This is a genomic window from Bordetella sp. MIP270_01_BMS, from assembly GCF_054958705.1.
The window spans coordinates 1,468,347-1,493,975 of the sequence record NZ_CM143297.1 but is presented as its reverse complement, the minus strand read 5'-3'; the positions used below and the strand labels follow the sequence as shown (position 1 = coordinate 1,493,975).

Genomic DNA, 25,629 nt, shown 5'->3' with positions numbered 1-25,629 from the left:
CGCAGGCCACGTGCGGCACGCCTATCCCGGCAAGTGCCCCGGCTTTTGCGCCGGGCGCCGTGGGGACGCGCCGAAGCACGGCACGCGCGCGTTCGGCAAAGGCCAGTAGGCCAGCCGCGGCAACAGCGTTGCAGGTTCCAGCCCTGCTTCCAGCAAATAATGCACGGCCCGGCCAGCCACCTGCAGCGAAGGGGCGAGGCCTGGGCAGGCATGGCGGCCCAGGCCATATGTGCATGGCGTGTCGTCCGCGGAGCACATGCCGGCTGCGGCCAGCACCAGCAGCACGCAGGCGCCTGCCGGCAGCGCATGACCCTCAATCGATACCGGCGCTTGCAGATAGCGCCGAGTATTGTGCACGGGCGGATCGTGCCGGGCGGTCTGTGCCGCCGCCAGGATGCACACGCTGACATCCCGGATGGCCGGGGCGGCCCCGTGCAGATCCCTGCCCAATCTCAGCAGGGTGTTTCCAATCAGCCCGGCGCCGGCTTCACAGGATTGAAACAGCAAACCGGCAAGGTTGGCGGCCACCTCGGCCCGCGATACATTGAAGCGGGCGGCCTGGCCGCGCAGCCGGCCCAGTGGCGCGTGGTCGTGCTGCGCCTGCAGATGTTCGACCATCACGTCCTGCAGCCACGACGCACCATTTCGCCCGGTCTCCCGTTCGTCCGTCCCGGCGTCGGGCATCAACGCCGCGCTGAACTGCCGTACTGCCCGCGCGCAAGCGGGGGCTGCCGATGCAGGCAGGCCCAGGCGCTGTGCCATGGCGTACACCGGCGCATCGAACAGGAACGCATTCAGTTCGGCTGACGACCGGGGCGCGGCCGGCCAGCACGTATCCGCGTATCCGCCCAGAGCCTGGAGGCATTCGGCCAGCAGGGGTTTCAGGTCCCGGTGTAAGGCGTCGTCGCGCATGCGCACGAAGCGGCCGAACATCAGTCCGGCGGCATTTCCGCACACGGTACTGGGCACGGGCTCGGAAGCTGGGCGCACGCAGGCGGCCTCATGGTCCAGCACCGCGCGCACTATTCCCGGCGCGCTCGCGACCCACAGGCCCAGCGCGGCGTCCTGGTAGAGCGGCCGCGCGCGCGCCAGCTGGGCGTAGTAGGGGTAGGGGTCAGGATGCGTGACAGCCTGGAGGGGATCGGAAGGTTGCATGGCGCCAGTATGTGGCGCCGGAAGCCAGGCTTGTTTCGATGCGTAGCGAAACGCCCGTGAACTCAGGCAAGCAGGGCGGCGTAGCCCGCGCGCGCGTCGGGCCACTGCAGCCTGAGTCCGCTCGCGCGCAGACGGGCGTTGCTGAGTTTCTTGCTGCCCACGGCGGCCGGCGCCGGGCCGTCGGCCGGCGGGGGCGCGCCGGCCAGGCCGGCCAGGTGAGCATAAAGCTGATGCAAGGGCAACGGCGTGTCATCGCACCCGATGTAAGTTTGCTGCACCTCGCGTAATGCCAGCAGATGGTCGGCCGCCGCAGCGGCGTCGTCGATATGGATGCGGTTCGCCCAGTGCAGCGGATGGCGAGGCGCACGGGCGGTTCCGGCGCGCAACCTTTCGATCAGTTGCAGGCGACCGGGGCCGTACAGCCCTGCCAGGCGCAGGCTGACCGTAGGCAGCGCCTGGGCTGCCAGCCAGTTCTCGGTGTCAAGCAGAATGCGGCCGTTGAAGCCCAGGGGCCGGGCCGGCGTGGTTTCATCGACCCAATCGCCGTGATGCTCGCCGTACACTGCCGACGAGGATACGAACAATATGCGTCGCAAGGCCGTGTCGTCCAGGGCGGCCAGCAGGGCGGGCAGCCCCGACCTGAACACCGCCTGGTAAACGGCGGGGTCGCGCGCGCCGGGGGCCGGCAGATAGACGACCTGCGTAACGCCGCGCGGCAGGGCCGCCAGCGACGCCGGCTGGGTCAGGTCGGCCTGGATCCAGCGCACGCCCGGCTCGATGGAAGCTTGCGCCTGCCGCCTCAGCGCCCATACCTCGGCGCCCCGTGCCAGCAGGCGCCGCGCCAGGCGCAAGCCCAGGTCGCCGCAGCCCGCCAGCAGGACGCGTTCGGTCATGGCGATTACATGCCGCTGTAGACCGGGCCTTCGCCGCCTTGCGGGGCCACCCACACGATGTTCTGCGTGGGGTCCTTGATATCGCAGGTTTTGCAATGCACGCAGTTCTGCGCATTGATCTGCAGCTTGTCCTGGCCGTGGTCGTCCTTGATGAACTCGTACACGCCCGCCGGGCAATAGCGCGACTCGGGTCCGCCGTACTTCGCCAGGTTGACCGCTACCGGGATGGTGGGGTCTTTCAGGGTCAGGTGGACCGGTTCGTTTTCATCATGGTTGGTGTTCGAGATGAAAACCGAACTGAGCTTGTCGAAGGTCAGCTTGCCATCGGGCTTGGGGTAATCGATGCGCGCACACTCGGACGCCGGTTGCAGGCAGGCATGGTCGGGCTTGGTGCGGTGGATGGTCCAGGGAATGTTGCCCTTGAGCACCAGCTGCTCGATGCCCGTCATGACGGTGGCCACCGTGCGCCCCTTCTTGAACCACTGCTTGAAGTTGCGCGCCTTGTTCAGTTCGGTGTGCAGCCACGACGACTCGAATGCGGCAGGGTAAGCAGCCAGTTCGTCCTGGCGGCGATCGGCCGCGACCGCTTCGAAGGCGGCTTCCGCGGCCAGCTTGCCCGTCTTGATGGCGGCATGGCTGCCCTTGATGCGCGAGGCGTTCAGGAAGCCCGCCTCGCAGCCCACCAGCACGCCGCCCGGGAACGTCAGCTTGGGCAGCGACAGCAACCCGCCCGCCGTGATGGCCCGCGCCCCGTAGGCGATGCGCTTGCCGCCTTCGAAAGTGCCGCGGATGGACGGGTGAGTCTTGTAGCGCTGGAATTCATCGAAAGGCGAAAGCCACGGGTTCGCGTAATCGAGCCCCACGACCATGCCCACCGCCACCAGGTTGTTGTCGAGGTGGTACAGGAACGATCCGCCGTAGGTATCGGCGTCTAGCGGCCATCCGGCGGTATGGACGACCAGGCCGGGCTTGGATTGCGCGGGGTCGACTTCCCACATTTCTTTCAGGCCGATGCCGTACGACTGCGGATCGCGGCCGTCGTCCAGCTTGTAGCGTTCGATCAGCTGGCGGCCGAGCTGGCCGCGGGAACCTTCGGCGAAGATGGTGTAGCGGGCCAGCAGTTCCATGCCGGGCTGGTAGTGGTCGGTGCGCGAACCATCGCGGGCCACGCCCATGTCGCCGGTGGCCACGCCGCGCACGGCGCCGGACTCGTCGTACAGCACTTCGGCGGCTGCGAAGCCGGGGAAGATTTCGACGCCCGCGGCTTCGGCCTGGTCGCCCAGCCATTTCACGACATCGCCCAGCCGCACGATGTAGTTGCCGTGATTCTGGAAACAGGCGGGCAGCATCCAGTTGGGGGTGCTGCGCGCGCCCGTTCGCGTCAGGAACAGGAATTGGTCTTGCGTGACAGGCACGTTCAGCGGCGCGCCTTTTTCTTTCCAGTCGGGTATCAGTTCGGTCAGGGCGAGCGGATCCATCACCGCGCCAGACAAAATATGGGCGCCGAGTTCGGCGCCCTTTTCAAGCACGCATACGCTCAGCTCGCGGTTTTGCTCGGCGGCCAGCTGCTTCAGGCGCAACGCGGCGGACAGGCCGGCGGGCCCTCCGCCGACGACCACCACGTCATATTCCATTGACTCGCGTTCGGACATTACAGCAATCCCCCTATGGTGTCTTCTGGTGATGCAAGGAAGTAATATCGACGATTGTATTGCAGCCGGCCGGGTCCTGCCCTGGCGCTGCGGCCACCTACAGGAGTTCTTCTTGACCCGGGACCACAAACCTGCCCGCCCGCTCGCGGTCGGCGATTCCAATGAGGTCGAGCTGCCCATGCGCTGGGGTGATGCCGACACCTTCGGCCATATGAACAATACGGTGTACTTCCGCATGATGGAAGAAGCGCGTATCCAGATGCTGCGCGGCGGCGACTGGACGCCGCCGGCGGGGCAGGGGTTCATTCTGGCGCATGCGTCCTGCGACTTCCTGAAGGCCTTTACCTATCCCAGTACGGTGCGCGTTACGCATCACGTCACGCGCATCGGCCGCTCCAGCCTCGAAACCGACGTGATTCTCGACAAAGTCGGCGATGATGCGGGGCCGTACGCGCGAGGGCGCACCGTGCTGGTCTGGATGGATTACGAGGCCAACCGCTCGCAGCCCTGGCCCCCCGGCGTGCTCGAGCAATTGGGCCGGCGCTGCGTGCCGGCCGTTCAAGCCGTTAAAATCGACTCAAAATAAACAATCAGGCGCGCCACCCCTTGCAGCCGCGCCTTCCAAGAATCCCGACTTTACTAGGAGCTGGACAGATGGATAAAGTGTATGCAAGCGCCGCAGAGGCGCTGGCGGGGGTCGTCAAGAACGGTCAGATGATTGCCGTGGGGGGGTTCGGCCTGTGCGGCATTCCCGAGGCACTGATCGCCGCCTTGCGCGACTCCGGCGTCAAAGATCTGACCTGCATCAGCAACAACGCGGGCGTCGACGGTTTCGGACTGGGCCAGTTGCTCAACACGCGGCAAGTGCGCAAGATGATTGCGTCCTACGTCGGCGAAAACAAAGAGTTCGAGCGCCAGTACCTGGCCGGCGAACTCGAACTGGAATTCACCCCGCAGGGCACGCTGGCCGAAAAGCTGCGCGCCGGCGGTGCCGGCATCCCCGCGTTCTTCACGCGCACGGGCGTGGGCACCATCGTGGCCGACGGCAAGGAACTGCGCGAATTCGATGGACAGCAATACGTCATGGAGCGCTCGCTGGTGCCCGACGTATCGCTGGTCAAGGCGCACATCGCCGACCGCAGCGGCAACCTGGTTTTCCGCAAGACCGCGCGCAACTTCAATCCCAATGTCGCCATGGCGGGCAAGATCACCGTGGTGGAGGTCGAGCAGATCGTCGATACCGGCGCGCTCGACCCTGACCAGATCCACCTGCCCGGCATCTACGTGCACCGTATTGTGCTGAACGCACAACCGGAAAAGCGCATCGAACAACGCACCACTCGCCCGGCCTAAGGAGAAACACGACATGGCATGGTCCCGCGATGAAATGGCCGCGCGCGCTGCGCGCGAGTTGCAAGACGGTTTTTATGTGAATCTGGGCATAGGCCTGCCTACCCTGGTGGCCAACCACGTGCCGCAGGGTGTTGAAGTCTGGCTGCAGTCCGAGAACGGCTTGCTGGGCATAGGCCCTTTCCCCACTGACGACCAGGTCGATGCCGACCTGATCAACGCCGGCAAGCAGACAGTCACCACGCTGCCCGGCTCGTCCATTTTCTCGTCGGCGGATTCGTTCGCAATGATCCGCGGCGGCAAGATCAACCTGGCCATCCTGGGCGCCATGCAGGTATCCCAGACCGGCGACCTGGCCAACTGGATGATCCCCGGCAAGATGGTCAAGGGCATGGGCGGCGCGATGGATCTCGTCGCTGGCGTGGGCAGGGTGGTGGTGCTGATGGAGCACGTGGCCAAGAAAAAAGACGGCACCGAAGACATCAAGCTGCTGCCGGAATGCACGCTGCCCCTGACGGGCGTGGGCGTGGTCGACCTTATCATCACCGATCTGGGCGTGATGGAAGTCGGCAGCGACGGTCTCAAACTGGTCGAGCTGGCTCCCTGCGTCACAAAAGAAGAGATTCAGGCCAAGACACTGGCCAAGCTGGACGTGTCTGGCGTGTAGCCCCACTCGCCTTTCCATCACCCTGAAAACCCTGCTGCGGCAGGGTTTTTTGTTTCACGATGACCGCAGCCCGGCATTTCGCCGTACCGCGCCAAGGCGCTATGCAGCGGGTTCATCGATTACTTTGGGGGTTCAACCCAAGCCGGCGCTTTCGAAACCTAAGCCGGCTTCCCCCCCGGCGCAGATCCCATGCGGCGCCTGGAGACCGCTTCGAGCGTCGAAGGGGGGCCCATTACAGCCATGTTGAACACCAATAGACGGTCACCATATTCATATTGAACCATTCAGAAGCTGTTGACGGCCTGGCGTGCCTTCAACTAATATATCGATCAGTATATATATGATACCCATTGATCAGCCCGCAAGACGGTGAGTCCGCCCCTTTACTGCCTCACCAGCCCCCATTCACGTTTGGTGGTTTTTTTTGGCTCACATATATACCGATTGGTAGGTTTCTAAGAAGCGGCCGCAATATTTATTTGCTTCGTTCGTTTCTCTGCGGCGCGCAACGCGGCGTCGAATGCCGCTTCAGTCCAGGAACAGCCACAGGTGCCGGGGGAAGTGTTCGTCAGCGTGGGCATCTCGGGGCTGACTTCGGTGGTGCAGCCGCTGCTGCCGACCGCAGGCTTTCCATCGCCGGGTGCGCACGCAAGCATGGATTCAGAAGCGGATCACCGCATGCGCATAGGCAGGGGTACTGAGACCGAACACTCCATCGGCTCGCCGCCGCAGCCTCAGTGCCTTCACGTTGAGCGGGGCGGTATTGGAATTGGCGCATTTCGCACCCGCGAGCCCATGATTTTTCGATGTTTATCTGGAGCATGTATGAGTAAGAACAGCAAGCCCGTCGTGGTGTATGTGACTTATCAGGGCACGCGGGAGACCCGGTTCGATCGCGATTACTACGTCAACGGCCATCTGCCCTTGGTCATGAAATCCTGGGGCAGGTACGGTCTGCTCAGCGTTGCGGCGTTCTTCCCCGCGCAGGACGGCCCCGGCACGATCGCGATCTGCGAATGTGTCTTCGCCGACGAGGCGGCAATAGAGGCGGCCTTCTCTTCGACGGAAGTGCCTGGGGTGATGGCGGACGTGGCTCGCTTCACCGATGCCCCGCTGGCGCGCTCGCGCGCGATTGAGCTGTGATCAACAGGCCTGTGCGGGAAAGCCAGGCGCAAGGATCGCATCTGCTGACGAAGACGATAAGGAGCATTGAATGAAAAAGACTTGGCTGATAACCGGCTGCTCAGGTGGCTTTGGCCTGCAACTGGCGCAGGCTGCCGCTGCGCGCGGCGATGCCGTGCTCGCAACGGCGCGTAACCCCGACACGCTGCGCGAACTGGCGCGCCAGTTCCCCGATACGCTGCGGCTCACGGCATTGGATGTGACACGCGCCGATACGATTACATCCGCCGTCGCCCTGGCAGACGAAGCCTTCGGCAGGCTGGACGTGCTCGTCAACAATGCCGGTCATGGCTTCATGGGCGCCATCGAAGAAGGCACGCCCGAAGAATACCGCCCTCTGTTCGATGTAAACGTCTTCGGCCTGATCGAGACCACGCGCGCGGCGTTGCCGCTTATGCGGCGCACGGGCGGAGGCAGGATCGTGAACCTGTCCTCCGGCGCCGGCATCATCGGCATGGGCGGACACGGCTACTACAACGCCACCAAGTTCGCGGTGGAGGGCTTGTCGGAAGCGCTTGCGCAGGAAGTCGAGCCCATGGGCATGCGTGTGATCATCGTCGAGCCGGGCCCGTTCCGTACGGAGTTCCTGGGCCGTTCGATCCAGGTCGCGCAACGGCAGATCGCGGACTATTCGGCGAGTGGGGGCGCGGCCCGCGTCTACCGCGAGGGCAACGATGGACGCCAGCCCGGCGACCCCGCCAAAGCCGTCGCGGTGATGATGCAGGCCATCGACTCCGCGCAACCTCCGCTGCACTTGCCTCTGGGGCCGCGCGCCCACGAACTGGCCGAGCGCAAGTTGGCGGCCTTTCGCCAGGATATCGATGCCTGGCGTGCGCGGTCCATCGCAACCGACTTCGATTGACAACATTTTTTTCGACTTCCAAGGATTTACCAATGCGCTTCTTACGCTTGTGCTGGACGCTTATCTTCTCGGTCGCCGTCGCATGGACGGCGCCGGTAATGGCCGCCGAAGAATTTCCCGTACCGGCTGGTTTCTCGAGTCACTACCAGACCATTGACGGTGTCAAGCTGCACTACGTCAAGGGAGGCTCCGGCCCCCTGGTCTATCTGGTTCATGGCTTCGGCCAGACCTGGTACGAGTGGAACCAGTTGATGCCCGAACTGGCTAAACGGTATACCGTTGTCGCTCCGGACCTGCCGGGCTTGGGCCAATCGGAGGTTCCGCCGTCATATCGCGCAACCGACATCGCCCCCTTGCTCTACAAGCTGGCCGAGCAATTCAGCAATGGCCAGAAGTTCGACCTGGTGGCCCACGACATCGGTATCTGGAACACGTATCCTATCCTGGTCCAGCATCAGGATCGCATTCGCCGGGTGGTCTATATGGAAGCGCCGATACCCGATGAGAGCATCTATTCATTCCCTGCCTTCACCCCGCAGGGGGAAGCGCTGGTGTGGCATTTCAGCTTCTTCGCCGCCGATCAGCGGCTTGCCGAAACATTGGTCGCAGGCAAGGAACGGATCTTTTTCGAGCACTTCATCAAGACGCATGCCAGCAATAAGGCGACCTTTACGCCGGAGCTGCTCGACCTGTATGCCAAGTCCTATTCCAAGCCGCACACGCTCAATGCCGCGTTCGAGTACTACCGGGTCCTCAATCAGGGCGTGATCGACAACAAGATCTTGTCCATGACCAAGATCACCATCCCGGCCCTGGCCATTGGTGGCGGCGGGCATGGCGGCATGGGCCAGTATCAGATCGACATGATGAATCGCTTCGCCATCGATGTGACCGGCATGGTGCTGCCGGACTGCGGCCATTGGCTGCCGGAGGAATGCCCGGCCGCGCTCAACCAGGCGGTGACGCAGTTTCTTGACCAATCGTGATGTGCGGATCCGGCCCACTGCGGTCCACGCTTCACGACCGAGATTGTTTAGAGGCGCATTCACGCCGCAATGCCACCGCATAGTCGTTTCCGAAAACTCGGTGCGCGCACCGAGGCGTGTAGCCAACTGCCGCTGCCCATGCGTGCTTCACGGCACGCCAGGGGCAACGCGGGAGGCGCGCCATGCTTTCACGTCCCTGGGTGCAGCTGCCATGCAGCGAGGCACCTTCCACCCCCCCGAATTAGAAGGAGCAGGACATGGATATAGGATTCATTGGTTTGGGCGCCATGGCGCGCGCGATGGCCATCAACCTGGTGGCTGCCGGCTACAGCGTCAGGTGCTGGAACCGCTCGGGCGGCGACGTACCGGGCGTGCATATGGTGACGACGCCCGCCGATGCCTTCCAGGCCGATGTCGTGATCACGATGTTGTCCGACGATGCGGCGATCCGCAGCGTGCTGCTCGATGAAGGCGTGCTCCAACAGGCCAGACAGGATGTCGTGCACGTGGTCAGCTCGACCATCTCGGTGGCCTTTTCGCAGGAGCTTGCAGAATGCCATCGCCAGGCCGGCATCGCCTACGTCGCCGCCCCGGTGCTGGGTCGGCCCGATGTGGCGGCGCAAGGCGAACTGAATATTCTTGCTGCCGGCGACGCGTCGGCTGTGCAACGCCTGCAGCCGCTGCTTGATGTGCTTGGCAAGCGCACCTGGCGGCTTGGGGATCATCCGCCCGGCGCGCATGCTGCCAAGATTGCCTGCAACATGATGATTGCGATGGCGATCGAGGCGATGGCCGAAGCGGTTGCCCTGACGGACGCCCACGACGTTGCGCGCGCCGATTTCTTCGATTTGATACTGGGCACGCTGTTTGGCAGCCGTTCCTATCAAGTCTATTCGGCAATCATCACGGCAGGAGAATACGAGCCGGGCTTCAAGGCCGAGCTGGGGCTCAAGGATCTGCGCCTGGCCCGCCAGGCTGCGCAGAGCTTGGCCACGCCGCTGCCGGCGCTGGAGGCGGTGCACGAGCAGATGTGCAAGGCTGTCGAAGCCGGCGGCGCAGCGCGCGACTGGTCGATCATGGCGGACTACACCTTGCGCATGTCGCGTCAGCCCGAGCCAGGCTGATGTCAGTGAGGGAAATTTCGACGCCAGTGATTCCGGCGTCGATAAGCCGAGCCAAACCCGCAAGCCGTGAAGCTTCCTGACTTCAGGTCGTCTTGCCCAAAGTGCTTGATATCCGGCCCGTTCCGGGAGGCGCGCAGCGAGGGTTATCCCTGGGTATGAAAGCTAATTTTCTTTTCTACAATAAATATGTAAACCAATTTACATAATCCGCCCGGCTCGGCTTCCCTGCAGTTGTATCAATGACCCAGACCAGTTCGTCCTTTGCCGCCCGCATCGCCCGGGCCCAGCCGCGCCTGAGCCGAACTCAGCATCGCATGGCGGAATACGTGCTGGCGCACCAGTTCCGCGTGGCCACGATGACCATTGACGAATTCGCTGCCGCGGTCGGGGTTTCGGTGGCCACAGCCAACCGCTTCGCGCGCGCGCTCGATCTGCCGGGTTACCCCCAGTTTCGCGCCGAGCTGGCCCGCGGCTTCGAGGCCGCGCTCGAGCCAGTGGAAAAGCTGCGGGTCGAGCTGGCGCATTCGGCCACTGCGGTGCAAGTCATGGCTGCCACGCTGGAAGAAGACATCCGCAATGCCCAGCGGACCTTGCAGGGTCTGGATGCGGCAGCTTGCGAACGGGCCGTCGACATCGTGCTTGGCGCAGATCGCGTTTTCATCATCGGTTTCGGCGCTAGCGGTTTCCTGGCAGGGTTGCTGCAGCGCAGCCTGTGCATGCATCTGCAGTCCTGCGATTCGCTGGCAGGGCCGGGCGGGGTGTCGCATGCCGCACGGCAGCTGGCACGCATGACCGAACGCGACCTCGTGATCGCCATCGCCTTCCCGCGCTATCTGGCCGATACCGTGACGCTGGGCAGGGCCGCCCAGCAGGCTGGCGTGCCGGTGCTGGTGCTGACCGACAAGCCGACGTCGCCGCTCGCGCCGGTGGCTACCGTTGCGCTGTATGCGCATACGTCGCGCCAGTTGTCTTCAAATTCCGAAACCGGGGCGCTGGGGCTAATCGAAGGCATGTCGGCCGCGGTGGCCCATCGGGCCAAGAACTCAATCCAGGCCGCGGCAGGCGTGACGCAGTCCGTCATGCCGTGGCTTTTCCATGGCGCAGGAGCAGGAAAAAGATGAACCAACCCGTAATCGCGATTCACGGGGGCGCGGGCGCCATGTCGCGCGCCGCCATGTCGCACGCGAAAGAGCAGGAATATCTGGCGGCATTGCGCGAGATCCTCCTGGCCGGCCAGGCGGTGCTGGCGGCCGGCGGCAGTGCGCTGGACGCCGTGACCGAGGCGGTGCGGCGGCTTGAAGACTGCCCACTTTTCAATGCGGGGCATGGCGCGGTATTCACCAGCGCCGGCACGCACGAACTCGACGCATCCATCATGGACGGCGCCACGCTGCGCTGCGGGGCCATCGCCAATGTGTCGCGAGTGCGCAACCCGGTACTCGCGGCGCGGGCCGTCATGCTGCACAGCAAGCACGTGTTCTTCGTGGGTGAAGGCGCTGAAGATTACGCACGCGCGCAGGGCCTGCAGATGGTCGACCCAGCGTATTTCTCGACCGACGCGCGACGTGAGCAATTGCTGCGCGTGCAGCGTGAATCGCCGGACGCGGCAGTGCTCGATCATGACGGCCAGGCCATGGTGTCGCGCGGACAGCCTGCGCCCGCCGATCCGCTGGATGCGGACAAGAAGCTCGGTACCGTCGGCGCCGTGGCGTTCGACGCCCAGGGCAACGTTGCCGCTGCAACTTCCACGGGCGGCATCACCAACAAGCAGGTCGGACGGGTGGGCGATGCACCGATCATCGGAGCGGGCTGTTATGCCAGCAACCGCAGCTGTGCCGTGTCGACCACCGGCACCGGTGAAATGTTCATCCGTGCGGTGGCCGCCTACGACGTGGCCGCGCAAATGGAATACACGGGCGCCTCATTACAGGCGGCCGCCGACCGCGTGGTGTTCGACAAGCTGCCCGCCATCGACGGCAAGGGCGGACTGATCGCCGTCGACAGGCAGGGCAACGTGGTCCTGCCGTTCAATACCGAAGGCATGTATCGCGGCTACGCCCGCGTCGGTGCCGACCCTGTCGCCGCCATCTACCGATGAGCGCGGCGCCGATCCGCTGCCTGTCTGGCGGCCAGCATGGGAACAAGCAATATGGTTGAGCGCGCAAGCAGCCTCGTGCTGCCCGATGACCGCGTGGTGCAGGTCGATGCGCTGAGCGTGCGATTCGCCACCTCCGAGCGCACCGTCGAAGCAGTGCGCAATCTGTCATTTCATGTCGATCGTGGCGAAACGCTGGCCATCGTCGGCGAATCCGGCTCGGGCAAGTCGGTGACTTCACTGGCGCTGATGCGCCTGGTCGAGCATGGCGGCGGGAAGATCACCCAGGGCAGCATGCTGCTGCGCCGGCGGGGCGGCGAGGTGCTGGACCTGGCTCGCGCGTCGGGGGCGACCATGCGCGGGATCCGGGGCGCCGACGTGGCCATGATCTTCCAGGAACCCATGACTTCGCTGAATCCGGTGTTCACGGCCGGCGACCAGATCGCCGAGTCGATCCGGGTGCACCAGGGCAAGGATGCCGGCAGCGCACGAGCCGAAGCATTGCGCATGCTCGAAAGGGTACGCATTCCCGAGGCCCGGCAAGTGCTCGACCGTTATCCGCACCAGCTGTCCGGCGGCATGCGCCAGCGCGTCATGATCGCAATGGCATTGTCGTGCAAGCCGCAGCTTCTGATCGCCGATGAGCCCACCACGGCGCTGGATGTCACCATCCAGGCGCAGATTCTGCAACTGATCCGCCAGTTGCAGGAAGAGATGAACATGGGGGTGATCTTCATCACTCACGACATGGGCGTGGTGGCGGAAGTTGCAGACCGCGTGCTGGTCATGTACCGGGGCGACAAAGTCGAAGAGGGCGGCTCCGACCAGGTATTCGAAACGCCTCGCCATGCCTACACGCGCGCGCTGCTGTCGGCCGTGCCGCGGCTGGGCGCCATGCAGGGCACCGATCTGCCGTCCAAGTTTCCATTGCTGCGCGTCGACGACCAGCAGGTTCCCGCTGCGGTGCAGGCGCACGACACGGTGCAAGGCGACGCCCAACCCATTTTGCGCGTCAAGGATCTGATCACCCGATTCAACGTGCCCAGCGGCCTGTTCGGCCGCGTCAAGCGGCGGGTGCACGCCGTCGAGCGGGTCAGCTTCGACCTGTATCCCGGCGAAACACTGGCGCTGGTGGGCGAATCGGGCTGCGGCAAATCCACCACGGGCCGATCGCTGCTGCGCCTGGTGGAAAGCCAGAGCGGCGCCATCGAATTCGGCGGGCAGAACATACGGGAATTGCCCACCAGCGCGTTGCAGCAACTGCGCCGCAACATCCAGTTCATCTTCCAGGATCCCTACGCATCGCTGGACCCCCGCGTCACGGTGGGTTTTTCCATCATGGAGCCGCTGCTGGTGCACGGCATAGCCAAGGGCGCCGCGGCGCGCGATCGTGTGGCCTGGCTGCTCGAAAAAGTCGGCCTGCCGCCGGACCATGCCAGTCGCTATCCCCATGAGTTCTCGGGCGGACAGCGCCAGCGCATCGCCATCGCCCGCGCGTTGGCCTTGAATCCCAAGGTTGTGGTGGCGGACGAAGCCGTGTCGGCCCTCGACGTGTCAATCCAGGCGCAGATCGTCAACCTGATGCTGGATCTGCAGCGCGAACTGGGCGTGGCGTTCCTGTTCATTTCTCACGACATGGCCGTGGTCGAACGCGTCAGCCACCGGGTGGCGGTGATGTACCTGGGACAGATCGTCGAAATCGGTCCGCGACGCGACATTTTCGAGAACCCGCAGCATCCGTATACGCGCAAGCTGATGGCAGCGGTGCCCATCGCCGATCCATCACGCCGTCACTTGAAGCGCGAGTTGCTGGCCGATGAAATTCCCAGCCCGATACGGGCCGTCGGCGACGAACCGGTGGTCCAGCCGTTGGTGCAAGTGGCACCTCGGCATTTTGTGGCCCGGCATCGCATTGCCGGCGCCTATTGAACGCAAGCCGACTGTACCCCCAAGGAGCCTGTTCATGAATAAATCCGTCAATGCGCTGTTCCGGCCTAAAGCCCTGGCGGCAAGCCTGCTGGCGCTTTCTGCTCTGACTTGCGGCAGCGCCGCCTTCGCGGCCAAAGATGTCGTCCTGGCGCTGAGTTCGCAGGCGGAGACGCTGGATCCCTACAACACCAATACCACGCTCACCACCGCGGTCACGAAGTCGTTCTATGAAGGCCTGTTCGAGTTCGACAAAGACCTGAAGATCAAACCCGTGCTGGCCGAAAGCTATGAAGTCACGCCCGACGGGCTGGTGTACACGTTCAAGCTGCGCCAGGGTGTCAAATTCCATGACGGCACCGACTTCAACGCCGAGGCGGTCAAGACCAACCTCGATCGCGTGTTGAACCGTGACAACCGCCTGGCGCGCTACAACCAGTTCAACCGGATCGACAAGGTCGACGTGGTCGACGCCCATACCGTACGCATCACGTTGAAGGAGCCGTTCGCGCCCTTCATCAACTCGCTGGCTCACGCCTCGGCCGCCATCATTTCTCCGGCCGCGCTCGAGAAATACGGCAAGGACATTGCCTTCAATCCAGTTGGCACCGGTCCGTTCGTGTTCGATGGCTGGAAGCAGACCGATTACGTGCGTGGCAAGAAGTTCGACGGCTACTGGAAAAAGGGTTACCCGAAGGTCGACTCCGTGACCTGGAAGCCGGTGCTCGAAAACAGCACGCGTGCCGCGATGCTGCAGACGGGTGAAGCCGATTTCGCCTACACGCTGCCGTACGAACAGGCCGCGCAGCTGGGCAAGAGCGACAAGCTCCAGGTGATGACTGGCGATTCCATTGTTACGCGCTACATCAGTTTCAACGTTCAGCACAAGCCTTTCGATGACGTCAAAGTGCGCCAGGCTATCAACTACGCGATCAACCGCGAGGCGCTGGCCAAGGTGGCGTTCGCGGGCTATGCGTTCCCGGCCCAGGGCATCGTGCCGCAGGGCGTGACCTATGCGCACAAGATGGACCCCTGGCCCTACGATCCCAAGAAGGCGAAGGAATTGCTGGCCGAAGCCGGTTATCCCGACGGTTTCGAGTCGGTGCTGTGGGGGGGCTATAACAACACCACGACCCAGAAGGTGCTGCAATTCGTGCAGCAGCAACTTCGCCAGGTTGGCGTGAAGATCCAGGTGCAGGCGCTTGAAGTCGGGCAACGCGTTGAGTTGGTGCAGTCCGCGCCGGATCCCGCCACAGCGCCGGTTCGCATGTACTACGCCGGATGGTCCGCCTCGACCGGCGAGGCCGACTGGGCTCTGCGGCCGCTGCTGGCATCCGAGTCGTTTCCGCCGAAGTTGAACAACACGGCCTACTACAAGAACGACCTGGTGGACGGCAATATCGCCAAGGCACTGCGTTCTGTAGACGACCAGGAAAAGGCGCAGCTCTATAAAGAGGCGCAAGAGCAGATCTGGAAAGATGCGCCGTGGGCGGCCCTGGTCACCGAGCAGTCGCTGTACGGCCGCAGCAAGAAGCTGGACGGCGTGTACGTGATGCCCGACGGCAATATCAATTCCGGCGAGATCTCGCTTTCCGAGTAAGCGGCCGCCGCAGGCCGCAACACGGGCGATGCGCGCGGGGGCAGGGGTTCCGCGCGCGTCGCCGATCAGGTTGAAAAATGTTCAATTACTTCCTCAAGCGCCTGGCAGGCCTCGCGCCCACGCTATTGATCGTGGCAGTGCTGGTGTTCCTGTTCGTGCACATGCTGCCCGGTGACCCGGCGCGCCTGGCCGCCGGGCAGGATGCCGATCTCGAGACCGTGGAACTGGTGCGGGCCGAACTGGGGCTCGACAAGCCGCTGCCCGAGCAGTTCGTACGCTTCTTCACCAACATCGTGCAAGGAGACCTGGGCACCTCGATCCGCACTCGACGGCCTGTGTCGACCGAGATCGCGGAACGGTTCATGCCCACCTTGATGCTGACACTGGTCAGCATGGTCTGGTCGGTATTGTTCGGCATGACCATAGGCATTCTTTCGGCGGTGTACCGCAACCGGTGGCCCGATCGGCTGGGCATGACGCTGGCGGTTTCCGGCATCTCCTTTCCTGCCTTCGCGCTCGGGATGCTGCTGATGCAGGTTTTCTCGGTGAATCTCGGCTGGCTGCCCACGGTGGGCGCCAGCACCTGGCAACATTACATTCTGCCTTCCATCACGCTGGGCGCGGCGGTCGCCGCCGTGATGGCGCGCTTCACTCGGGCCTCGTTCGTCGAGGTCATACAGGAAGATTTCGTGCGCACGGCGCGCGCCAAAGGCCTGCGTGAACGTGTCGTCATCATCAAGCATTGCCTGCGCAACGCGCTCATTCCGGTGGTCACCATGATGGGCCTGCAGTTCGGCTTTCTGCTGGGCGGCTCGATTGTGGTCGAGGCGGTTTTCAACTGGCCGGGCCTGGGCAGGCTGCTGGTGGATTCCGTGAATATGCGCGACTACCCAGTGATTCAGGCGCTGGTGCTGTTGTTCTCGCTCGAATTCATCGTGATCAATCTGGTCGTGGACATGCTCTACGGCTATATCAACCCCACCATACGCTACAAGTGAGGCGGCCATGACGCAGACGACCGCCGTGAATATCGGCACCAACGTACGCACGCCCTGGAGCGAATTCTGGCGCAAATTCCGCAAGCAGCACGTGGGCGTAGCCGCGCTCGCCTTCGTGATGCTGTTGGTGCTGATCGCCGTGCTGGCACCCTGGATCAGTCCGTACGACGCCGAGAATTATTTCGACTACGACATGATCAACACCGGGCCGTCCGCGGCCCACTGGTTCGGTGTCGATCCTCTGGGGCGCGACATCTTCAGCCGCATTCTGATGGGCGCCCGCATCTCGCTCGCGGCCGGCTTCCTCTCGGTGCTGCTGGGTGGCCTGATCGGTACCGCCCTGGGCCTGCTGGCCGGCTACTACGAGGGCTGGTGGGATCGCATCACCATGCGGATCTCGGACGTGCTGTTCGCGTTCCCGGGCATATTGCTCGCCCTGGGCGTCGTGGCCATCCTGGGCAGCAGCATGACCAACGTGGTCGTGGCGGTGTCGGTGTTCAGCGTGCCCGCCTTCGCCCGCCTGGTGCGCGGCAACACGCTGGCCCTGAAGAATCTGACCTATATCGAAGCGACCAAGAGCATCGGCGCTTCCGACTGGACCATACTGTTGCGGCACATACTGCCAGGCACCATTTCTTCCATCGTGGTGTACTTCACGATGCGCGTGGGCACTTCCATCATCACGGCAGCCAGCCTTTCGTTTCTGGGCATGGGGGCGCAGCCTCCCACCCCTGAATGGGGAGCCATGCTGAACGAGGCGCGCGCCGACATGGTGAACGCGCCTCACGTGGCGCTATTCCCCAGCCTTGCGATTTTCTTCACGGTGCTGGCGTTCAACCTGTTGGGCGACGCCTTGCGCGACGCGCTGGATCCCAAAATCGATCGCCTGTAGCCCGACCCGATGAATACCTCATTGACGATTCCCCGCGTCGGCGGCCTGCCGGCTGGCCCGCGGGACGCCATCAGCGACGTGCGCGGCGTGACTGTTGGCCATTGCACATTGGCGGACGGCGCATTGCAGACCGGCGTCACGGTGGTGCGCCCGCACCCGGGCGATGTGTATCGCGACAAAGTGCCGGCCGCGGCGGCCGTGCTCAATGGCTTCGGCAAAAGCGTGGGCCTGGTGCAGGTGCGCGAACTGGGTGTACTGGAAACGCCGATTGCGCTCAGCAATACCTTTGCCGTGGGCACGGTGGCCAATGCGCAGATCCGCCAGGCCATTGCGGCCAATCCCGAGATCGGCCGCGAGTGGCCTACAGTCAACCCATTGGTTTTCGAGTGCAATGACGGCTACCTGAACGATATCCAGGCGCTTGCCGTGCAAGAGGCGCACTACATTCAGGCCCTGGACGCTGCGGATGCCCGCTTCGAGCAAGGCTCGGTGGGGGCTGGGCGCGGGATGTCGTCGTTCTCGCTGAAAGGCGGCATCGGCTCGGCCTCGCGCATCGCCGACATTCAACCCGGGTTGCGCCACACCGTGGGCGCACTGGTGCTGGCCAACTTTGGCCGGCTGCCCGCGTTGACTGTGGCTGGACGGCCCTTCGGGCGTGAACTGGCGCGCCACCAGGATCAAGCCATGGCCGTGGAATCCACGCGGCCCGAACAAGGGTCCATCATTCTGCTGCTGGCGACTGACGCCCCGCTCGATGCGCGGCAACTGCGCCGCCTCGCCTTGCGTGCGGGTGCCGGACTGGCGCGTACCGGATCGGTGTTCGGGCACGGCAGCGGCGATATTGCGCTGGCTTTCTCCACGGCCTACACCGTTCCCCACCTGGCCGAGCGCGGCATGCCCGAGGTGGCCATGCTGCACGAGACGCGCATCGATCCGCTGTTCGAGGCGGCGGCCGAGGCCTGCGAGCAGGCTATCGTGGCGGCCCTGTGGCACGCCAAGTCGGTGGCCGGTCGCGATGGTCATCGTCGCGTGTGCATTCAAGAGGCGGCGCCCCTTTGGCGCGACTGGCTGGCGCGCACTGAACTCTGAGCCCCTGCGGCAAGGTCGAGCATCCCATGAAAATCCTGGTTTCAACCGACATCGAAGGCGTGGCCGGCGTGTTCCATGCCGAGCAGACGCGCCCCGGCAATGGTGAGTACGAACGTGCGCGGGCCTGGATGACGGGCGAGGCGAATGCGGCTGTCGAGGGGGCATATGCAGGGGGCGCGACCGAGGTCCTGGTCAATGATTCGCATGGCGGGTTTCGAAACCTGCTGCCGGACCTGCTCGACCCCCGTGCGCGGATGGTGCTGGGCAAGCCGCGCTACCTGGGCATGATGGGGGGGCTGGAAGAAGCCTGCGATGCGGTCTGCCTGATCGGGTATCACGCACGGTCTCAGGCGCGCGGGGTGCTGGCGCACACAATCAACAGCTTTGCCTTCGCCCGTGTTTTCATCAACGGCACCGAGATGGGCGAAGCCGGGCTGTACGGCGCGCTGGCTGGGGAACTCGGCGTGCCCGTCATCATGGGCAGCGGCGATGACGTGTTCATCGACGAAACCCGTTCGCTGTTTCCACAAGCGCGCTGGGTGCAGACCAAAATCGCGCACGGACAGGGTAGCGGCGCCAGCCTGTCGCCCGCGGCCGCGCGCGCGGCAATCGGCGCGGCGGTCGAGGCCGCGGTGCGAGACGCGGCGCAGGTCGTTCCCCTGCGCATCGCCCCGCCTATAGAATGCCGGTTGCAGACCCAGGGTCCGGCGCTGGCCGACCTGTTCTGCATGTGGCCCACGCTCGAGCGCGTGGATGGCGTCACCCTGCGCTTTTCCGTTGACAGCATGCAGGCCGCCATCCGCACGCTCAACAGCCTGTCGGCCATGTCGTCCATGCTGCGCTAAGGAACGTCATGTCCCGCACCGATACCCGAGTCGCCCAGTTGCGGCAGGCCATGCGCCGCCGCGGTCTGGACGCCTGCATCATTCCCTCGGCCGATCCGCATCTTTCCGAATACCTGCCCGCCCGCTGGCAGGGCCGCCAGTGGCTCAGCGGCTTCACCGGCTCGGTCGGCACCGTGGTGGTCACCGACGATTTCGCCGGACTCTGGGTCGACAGCCGCTACTGGGTGCAGGCCGAGGCCCAGCTGGCGGGTACCTGCATGCAGCTCATGAAAATTGCGGCGCCAGGCACGCCGGGCCATGTCGATTGGCTGGCCACGCGCCTGGCGCGAGGCCAGCGCGTTGGGGTCGATGGCAACGTGCTGGGCCTGGCGGCGTTCAGGGCCTTGTCCGCCGCGCTGACGCCCGTGGGCGTCGTCCTGGACATCCAGGCGGACCTGCTCGCCGATATATGGGCCGACCGGCCCGGCTTGCCCGACGCGCACGTGTATGGCCACGAGCCTCCGTACGCCTGCGTCAGCCGCGCCGACAAGCTGGCGCAGGTACGCGCATCCATGCGGGCCCACGGCGCCCACGTGCACCTGCTGTCCACGCTGGACGACATCGCCTGGCTGTTCAACCTGCGCGGCGCCGACGTGTCGTACAACCCGGTGTTCCTGGCGCATGCGCTGGTCGGCATGGATCACGCCACGCTGTTCGTGGCCGACGGCAAGGTCGGTGCGGCCCTGCGCGCCTTGCTGGCCGCCGACGGCATCGACGTAGCGCCCTATGCATTGGCCGCCGAGGCGCTGGGCTCGTTGCAGCTCGACCAGACATTGCTCATTGATCCGGCGCGGGTCACGTGCGGGGTGTTCCATGCCATGGATCCTGCAATACCGCGCGTCGAGGCTATCAATCCTACCACGCTGTTCAAGTCGTGCAAGTCCGACGCAGAGCTGGCCCACGTGCGGCAGGCCATGGAGCATGATGGCGCGGCGCTGTGCGAGTTTTTCGCCTGGTTCGAAGACACGCTGGGGCAGGAGGTCATTACCGAACTCACCATCGACGAGCAGATCACCGCCGCCCGGGCCCGCCGCCCGGGCTACGTCTGCCCCAGCTTCGCGACCATTGCCGGCTTCAACGCCAATGGCGCCATGCCCCATTACCGCGCCACGGCTGAATCCCATGCGGTGATCCAGGGCGATGGGCTGCTGCTCATCGATTCGGGCGGGCAGTACCTGGGCGGCACGACCGACATCACGCGGGTCGTGGCGGTCGGACAGCCCAGTGCCGACCAGAAGGTCGATTTCACGCTGGTGCTCAAGGGCATGATCGCCCTGTCGCGGGCCGCCTTCCCGCGTGGCACGCCGTCGCCCATGCTGGACGCGATCGCGCGCGCCCCGATCTGGCAAGGCGGCGCCGAGTACGGCCACGGCACGGGCCACGGCGTCGGTTACTTCCTGAATGTCCACGAAGGGCCCCAGGTCATCTCTTACCGGGCCGCGCCCGGGCCGCACACCGGCATGGAGCCTGGCATGATCACTTCCAACGAGCCCGGCATCTACCGCCCGGGAAAGTGGGGGGTGCGCATCGAGAATCTGGTGGTAAACCGCAGCTGGCTCCAGAACGACATGGGCGAATTCCTGTGCTTCGAGACCTTGACGCTCTGCCCGATCGATACCCGGTGTATCGATGCGTCGTTGTTGCGGCCTGACGAAATCGCCTGGCTGGACGACTACCACCGCACCGTGCGCGAGCGCGTGGCGCCGCTGGTGCAGGGCAGGGCGCTCGACTGGCTACAGGCCCGTACGCGGCCACTGTCGAGCTGAGACCCGCCCGCCGTGCGGCGGATCCCTGCGGACCGGGGGCGGATGGCGTGGCGGCACCCGAGCGCGGCCGGGTCCCGCGGGGCGCTAGGCCTCCAAGGCGCCAGTTGTCGGGTCGCCCACTGTTACTCGCTCATGATCAGGGAAAACCCCTGATCGGCCGAACGGACGGCTATAATCCAAATTTCCCGCATGCGCCCGCTCGTCCCGGGCGCCAATTACGATGACCAAATACGTATTTGTCACCGGCGGTGTGGTGTCCTCCCTGGGCAAAGGGATCGCCGCCGCGTCTCTCGCCGCGATCCTCGAATCGCGCGGTCTGCAAGTCACGCTGCTCAAGCTCGACCCCTATATCAACGTCGATCCCGGCACCATGAGCCCGTTCCAGCACGGCGAGGTGTTCGTCACGGAAGACGGCGCCGAAACCGACCTCGATCTGGGCCACTACGAGCGCTTCATCTCGGCCAAGATGCACAAGGTGAACAACTTCACCACCGGCCAGATCTACGAGTCGGTGCTGCGCAAAGAGCGCCGCGGCGACTACCTGGGCAAGACTGTCCAGGTCATTCCGCATATCACCAACGAAATCCAGGACTTCATCGCCCGCGGCGCCGAAGCCGCCTGGAACGGCGCCACCGATGTGGCCATCGTTGAAATCGGCGGCACCGTCGGCGACATCGAATCCCTGCCGTTCCTCGAGGCCGCCCGCCAGATGAGCCTGCGCATGGGCCGCAACAACGCCGCCTTCGTGCACCTCACGCTGGTGCCCTTCATCGCCTCGGCCGGCGAGCTCAAGACCAAGCCTACCCAGCACTCGGTGCAGAAGCTGCGCGAAATCGGCATCTACCCGAACCTGCTGCTGTGCCGTGCCGATCGGCCCATCCCCGATGACGAGCGCGCCAAGATCTCGATGTTCTCCAACGTCCCGCTGGATGCCGTCATCTCGGTCTGGGATGCCGACTCCATCTACAAGATTCCGGCCATGCTGCACAAGCAGGGCGTCGACAACATCGTCTGCGAAGCCCTGGGCCTGACCCCGCCTCCAGCCGACCTGTCCATGTGGGACAACCTCGTCGAGGCGCTCGAGCATCCCGACCATCAGCTCACCATCGGCATGGTGGGCAAATACGTCGACCTGACCGAATCGTACAAGTCGCTGTCCGAAGCCCTGGTGCACGCCGGCATCCATACGCGCTCGAAGATCAACATCGAATACATCGATTCCGAAGACATCGAGACACGCGGCACCGACCAGCTCAAGCATCTCGACGCCATCCTGGTGCCTGGCGGGTTCGGCAAGCGCGGCACCGAAGGCAAGATTGCGGCCATTCGCTACGCGCGTGAAAATGGCGTGCCGTACCTGGGCATCTGCCTGGGCATGCAGTTGGCCGTCATCGAGTTCGCCCGCCACGTCGCGGGGCTGGGTGGGGCCAACAGCACCGAATTCGATCCGTCCGCCCCTCATCCGGTGGTGGCGCTCATTTCCGAATGGATGGACCGCGAAGGCAAGGTCGAAAGGCGCGACGCCAATTCCGACCTGGGCGGCACCATGCGCAAGGGCGCACAGCGTTGCCCCATCAAGCCGGGTACCCGTGCGCAGGCGATCTATGGCGACAGCGTGAACGAACGGCATCGGCACCGCTACGAAGTCAACAACGTGTATGTGCCGCGCCTGGAAGAATCGGGCATGATCATCAGCGCGCGCACGCCCACCGAGAACCTGCCTGAAATGATGGAACTTCCCAACCATCCCTGGTTCGTGGGCGTGCAATTCCACCCCGAATTCACTTCCACGCCGCGCGATGGCCACCCGCTGTTTTCCAGCTTCATCGAGGCGGCCGTGGCGTATCAAGGCCGCAAGGAGGCCTGAATGAAAGCCTGCGGCTTCGATATCGGCCTCGACCATCCGTTTTTCCTGATTGCGGGTCCGTGCGTCATTGAATCGCGCGAGCTGGCCTTCGAAACCGCGGGCCGTTTGCAGGAAATCACGTCCCGGCTGGGCATTCCGTTCATCTACAAGAGTTCCTTCGACAAGGCCAACCGCAGTTCGGGCAAGTCGTTCCGGGGGCCCGGTATCGACCAGGGCCTGCAAATCCTTGCCGATGTGCGCGCCCAGCTGAATGTGCCGGTGCTCACCGATGTCCACGATATCGAGCAGGTCGCGGCAGTGGCCTCGGTCGTCGACATGCTGCAGACGCCGGCCTTTCTGTGCCGTCAGACCGACTTCATCCGAGCTTGTGCGGCGACGCTCAAGCCCGTCAATATCAAGAAAGGGCAGTTCCTGGCCCCCCACGACATGGTGCAGGTCGCCCAGAAGGCACGCGACGCCGCCATCGAGGCCGGCGGCGACGGCAGTAACATTCTGGTGTGCGAGCGAGGCGCTTCTTTCGGATACAACAACTTAGTGTCCGACATGCGCTCGCTGGCTATCATGCGGGAAACCGGTTGCCCCGTCGTGTTCGATGCCACCCACTCCGTGCAGCTGCCGGGCGGGCAAGGCACCTCTTCCGGCGGGCAGCGCGAATTCGTACCAGTGCTGGCGCGCGCGGCGGTGGCGGTCGGTGTGGCGGGCCTGTTCATGGAAACCCACCCCAATCCAGCCTGCGCACTGTCCGACGGCCCCAACGCCGTGCCGCTGGACCTGATGCCTGCGCTGCTCGAATCGCTCGTCGAACTCGATCGCGTCACCAAACGCAACGGCTTCATCGAAAACCAGTTCAACTGAGTCGATGCCGCCGCCACGAATTTGTTTATCGTTCAGGGAATCTAAGAAATCATGAGTGCAATCGTCGACATCATTGGCCGCGAAATCCTCGACTCGCGCGGTAACCCTACCGTCGAGTGCGACGTGTTGCTGGAATCCGGCGCCATGGGCCGCGCCGCCGTACCTTCGGGGGCTTCCACCGGCCAGCGCGAAGCCATCGAACTGCGCGATGGCGACAAGTCGCGCTATCTGGGCAAGGGCGTGCTGCGTGCCGTCGAGAACCTCAACACCGAGATCTCCGAAGCCCTGATGGGCCTCGACGCCCAGGAACAGACCTTTGTCGACCGCACGCTGATCGAACTCGACGGCACCGAATCCAAAGAGCGCCTGGGCGCCAACGCACTGCTCGCCGCCAGCATGGCCGTGGCGCGTGCAGCCGCCGACGAATCCGGGCTGTCGCTGTACCGATATTTCGGCGGCAGCGGGCCGATGAGCATGCCGGTGCCCATGATGAACGTCATCAACGGCGGCGCGCATGCCAACAACACCCTCGACCTGCAGGAACTCATGATCCTGCCGGTGGGTGCCACCAGCTTCCGTGAGGCCCTGCGTTGGGGCGCCGAAGTCTTCCATGCTTTGAAGAAGCTCATCCACGACCAGGGTATGTCCACCGCCGTGGGCGACGAGGGCGGGTTCGCGCCCAACGTTCCCAACCACGAGGCGGCCATCCAGCTCATTCTTAAGGCCATTACCGTGGCCGGCTACGAGCCCGGTTCGCAGATCGCCCTGGGCCTGGATTGCGCCAGTTCCGAGTTCTACCGCGATGGCAAGTACACGCTGGCGGGCGAAGGCGGCCTGTCGCTGTCTTCGCAAGAGTTCGCCAACCTGCTGGCTACCTGGTGCGACAAGTATCCGATCATCAGCATCGAAGACGGCATGGCCGAAAATGACTGGGAAGGTTGGAAGTTGCTCACCGACCAGCTCGGCAAGAAGGTGCAGTTGGTGGGTGACGACCTGTTCGTTACCAACACCCGCATTCTGAAAGAAGGCATCCAGAAAGGGGTGGCCAATTCCATCCTGATCAAGATCAATCAGATCGGCACCCTGACCGAGACCTTCGCGGCGATCGAAATGGCCAAGCGGGCTGGCTATACCGCCGTGGTCTCGCACCGCTCGGGCGAAACCGAAGATTCCACCATCGCCGACATCGCCGTCGCGACCAACGCCATGCAGATCAAGACCGGTTCGCTGTCGCGTTCCGACCGCATGGCCAAATACAATCAGCTGTTGCGCATCGAAGAAGAACTTGCCGAAGTCGCGTCCTACCCCGGCCTCGAGGCGTTCTACAACCTGCGTTGATCCGCCCGGGCGCGACACGCGCCTGGTCCTTGCGGCTCGCCGCAATCGTTGAGGGTGTCCATTTATGCGCCTGCTGTTCCTGGTGCTGCTGGTCTTGGTTGGCCTCATCCAGTATCCGCTGTGGCTGGGCAAGGGTGGCTGGTTCAAGGTCTGGGACCTGCAGGGGCAGGTGGCCGCCCAACACGACGTCAACGAAGGCCTGCGGGCGCGGAACGCGGCCCTCGAAGCCGAAGTTCGCGACCTGGCCACGGGTGTGGGCGCCATCGAAGAGCGCGCGCGCAGTGAATTGGGCATGATGCGCGAGGGCGAGGTCTTTGTGCAGATCCTGCCCCCGGGCAGCCCGGTGCCGCAGCCCGCGCCGCCCCCCGGCAAGCCCACGCCACCACGCCGCTGAGCCTGCTGACAGGCGGGCGCGAGCCGGCGCTTGGTCCCAAGCGCTCAAATTCTC

23 protein-coding genes are annotated in these 25,629 nt (G+C 64.3%); 20 read left to right on the top strand and 3 right to left on the bottom strand.

The annotated features are described in order from the left end of the window. Positions 1-21: 21 nt before the first annotated feature. The 3 genes from ACV17W_RS06865 to ACV17W_RS06855 all read right to left on the bottom strand — a co-directional run bounded on the left by ACV17W_RS06865 (position 22) and on the right by ACV17W_RS06855 (position 3,700). Positions 22-1,155, bottom strand: coding sequence for a cytochrome (locus tag ACV17W_RS06865; protein ID WP_462595679.1), 1,134 nt, complete (start codon positions 1,153-1,155; stop codon positions 22-24). 62 nt (positions 1,156-1,217) lie between these two features. Next, entirely contained in the window at positions 1,218-2,048 is an 831-nt protein-coding gene (locus ACV17W_RS06860) for an NAD-dependent epimerase/dehydratase family protein (protein WP_462595678.1), read from the bottom strand. A 5-nt stretch (positions 2,049-2,053) separates the two neighbouring features. Beyond that, a complete protein-coding gene (locus ACV17W_RS06855) occupies positions 2,054-3,700 on the bottom strand; it encodes an electron transfer flavoprotein-ubiquinone oxidoreductase (RefSeq protein ID WP_462595677.1) in 1,647 nt (548 codons plus the stop codon). 112 nt (positions 3,701-3,812) lie between these two features. Here ACV17W_RS06855 and ACV17W_RS06850 point away from each other — a divergent pair, with 112 nt between their 5' ends. From ACV17W_RS06850 to ftsB, 20 genes are all read left to right on the top strand, one after another. After that, a complete protein-coding gene (locus tag ACV17W_RS06850) occupies positions 3,813-4,286 on the top strand; it encodes an acyl-CoA thioesterase (RefSeq protein WP_462595676.1) in 474 nt (157 codons plus the stop codon). 68 nt (positions 4,287-4,354) lie between these two features. Further along, on the top strand, positions 4,355-5,053 hold the full coding sequence (locus ACV17W_RS06845; protein WP_462595675.1) for a CoA transferase subunit A: 699 nt from the start codon (positions 4,355-4,357) through the stop codon (positions 5,051-5,053). Between the two features lie 13 nt (positions 5,054-5,066). Next, positions 5,067-5,717, top strand: coding sequence for a CoA transferase subunit B (locus tag ACV17W_RS06840; protein ID WP_462595674.1), 651 nt, complete (start codon positions 5,067-5,069; stop codon positions 5,715-5,717). Positions 5,718-6,542: 825 nt separating this feature from the next. After that, positions 6,543-6,860, top strand: a complete 318-nt coding sequence (locus ACV17W_RS06835) for an EthD family reductase (protein WP_462595673.1) — start codon at positions 6,543-6,545, stop codon at positions 6,858-6,860. 70 nt (positions 6,861-6,930) lie between these two features. Then, positions 6,931-7,761 (top strand): oxidoreductase, encoded by an 831-nt coding sequence (locus ACV17W_RS06830; RefSeq protein WP_462595672.1) that lies wholly within the window; start codon positions 6,931-6,933, stop codon positions 7,759-7,761. 98 nt (positions 7,762-7,859) lie between these two features. Beyond that, on the top strand, positions 7,860-8,747 hold the full coding sequence (locus tag ACV17W_RS06825) for an alpha/beta fold hydrolase (RefSeq protein WP_462595671.1): 888 nt from the start codon (positions 7,860-7,862) through the stop codon (positions 8,745-8,747). A 257-nt stretch (positions 8,748-9,004) separates the two neighbouring features. Continuing rightward, a complete protein-coding gene (locus ACV17W_RS06820; protein ID WP_462595670.1) occupies positions 9,005-9,871 on the top strand; it encodes an NAD(P)-dependent oxidoreductase in 867 nt (288 codons plus the stop codon). Between the two features lie 239 nt (positions 9,872-10,110). After that, positions 10,111-10,992 carry a MurR/RpiR family transcriptional regulator gene (locus tag ACV17W_RS06815; RefSeq protein ID WP_462595669.1) on the top strand — a complete coding sequence of 294 codons (882 nt, stop codon included), beginning with the start codon at positions 10,111-10,113 and terminating at the stop codon, positions 10,990-10,992. After that, positions 10,989-11,969, top strand: coding sequence for an isoaspartyl peptidase/L-asparaginase family protein (locus ACV17W_RS06810; RefSeq protein WP_462595668.1), 981 nt, complete (start codon positions 10,989-10,991; stop codon positions 11,967-11,969). Before ACV17W_RS06815 ends, ACV17W_RS06810 begins: the two co-directional genes overlap by 4 nt. A gap of 36 nt (positions 11,970-12,005) precedes the next feature. After that, positions 12,006-13,895, top strand: coding sequence for a dipeptide ABC transporter ATP-binding protein (locus tag ACV17W_RS06805; RefSeq protein WP_462595666.1), 1,890 nt, complete (start codon positions 12,006-12,008; stop codon positions 13,893-13,895). A gap of 34 nt (positions 13,896-13,929) precedes the next feature. Next, positions 13,930-15,492: a glutathione ABC transporter substrate-binding protein GsiB gene (gene gsiB / locus ACV17W_RS06800; RefSeq protein ID WP_462595665.1), complete on the top strand. Its 1,563-nt coding sequence runs from the start codon at positions 13,930-13,932 to the stop codon at positions 15,490-15,492. Positions 15,493-15,569: 77 nt separating this feature from the next. Next, positions 15,570-16,490 (top strand): glutathione ABC transporter permease GsiC, encoded by a 921-nt coding sequence (gene gsiC / locus ACV17W_RS06795; protein WP_462595664.1) that lies wholly within the window; start codon positions 15,570-15,572, stop codon positions 16,488-16,490. 7 nt (positions 16,491-16,497) lie between these two features. Continuing rightward, on the top strand, positions 16,498-17,382 hold the full coding sequence (gene gsiD / locus ACV17W_RS06790) for a glutathione ABC transporter permease GsiD (RefSeq protein ID WP_462595663.1): 885 nt from the start codon (positions 16,498-16,500) through the stop codon (positions 17,380-17,382). A 9-nt stretch (positions 17,383-17,391) separates the two neighbouring features. After that, on the top strand, positions 17,392-18,471 hold the full coding sequence (locus ACV17W_RS06785) for a DmpA family aminopeptidase (RefSeq protein WP_462595662.1): 1,080 nt from the start codon (positions 17,392-17,394) through the stop codon (positions 18,469-18,471). A 26-nt stretch (positions 18,472-18,497) separates the two neighbouring features. Further along, positions 18,498-19,316: a M55 family metallopeptidase gene (locus ACV17W_RS06780; RefSeq protein WP_462595661.1), complete on the top strand. Its 819-nt coding sequence runs from the start codon at positions 18,498-18,500 to the stop codon at positions 19,314-19,316. An 8-nt stretch (positions 19,317-19,324) separates the two neighbouring features. Next, complete coding sequence (locus ACV17W_RS06775) at positions 19,325-21,121, top strand: aminopeptidase P family protein (RefSeq protein ID WP_462595660.1); 1,797 nt, start codon at positions 19,325-19,327, stop codon at positions 21,119-21,121. Positions 21,122-21,341: 220 nt separating this feature from the next. Next, positions 21,342-22,988, top strand: coding sequence for a CTP synthase (locus ACV17W_RS06770; protein WP_462595659.1), 1,647 nt, complete (start codon positions 21,342-21,344; stop codon positions 22,986-22,988). Continuing rightward, on the top strand, positions 22,989-23,843 hold the full coding sequence (gene kdsA / locus ACV17W_RS06765) for a 3-deoxy-8-phosphooctulonate synthase (protein WP_462595658.1): 855 nt from the start codon (positions 22,989-22,991) through the stop codon (positions 23,841-23,843). 51 nt (positions 23,844-23,894) lie between these two features. Then, a complete protein-coding gene (gene eno / locus ACV17W_RS06760) occupies positions 23,895-25,181 on the top strand; it encodes a phosphopyruvate hydratase (RefSeq protein WP_462595657.1) in 1,287 nt (428 codons plus the stop codon). Positions 25,182-25,245: 64 nt separating this feature from the next. Then, positions 25,246-25,575: a cell division protein FtsB gene (gene ftsB, locus ACV17W_RS06755; protein ID WP_462595656.1), complete on the top strand. Its 330-nt coding sequence runs from the start codon at positions 25,246-25,248 to the stop codon at positions 25,573-25,575. Positions 25,576-25,629: the final 54 nt, after the last annotated feature.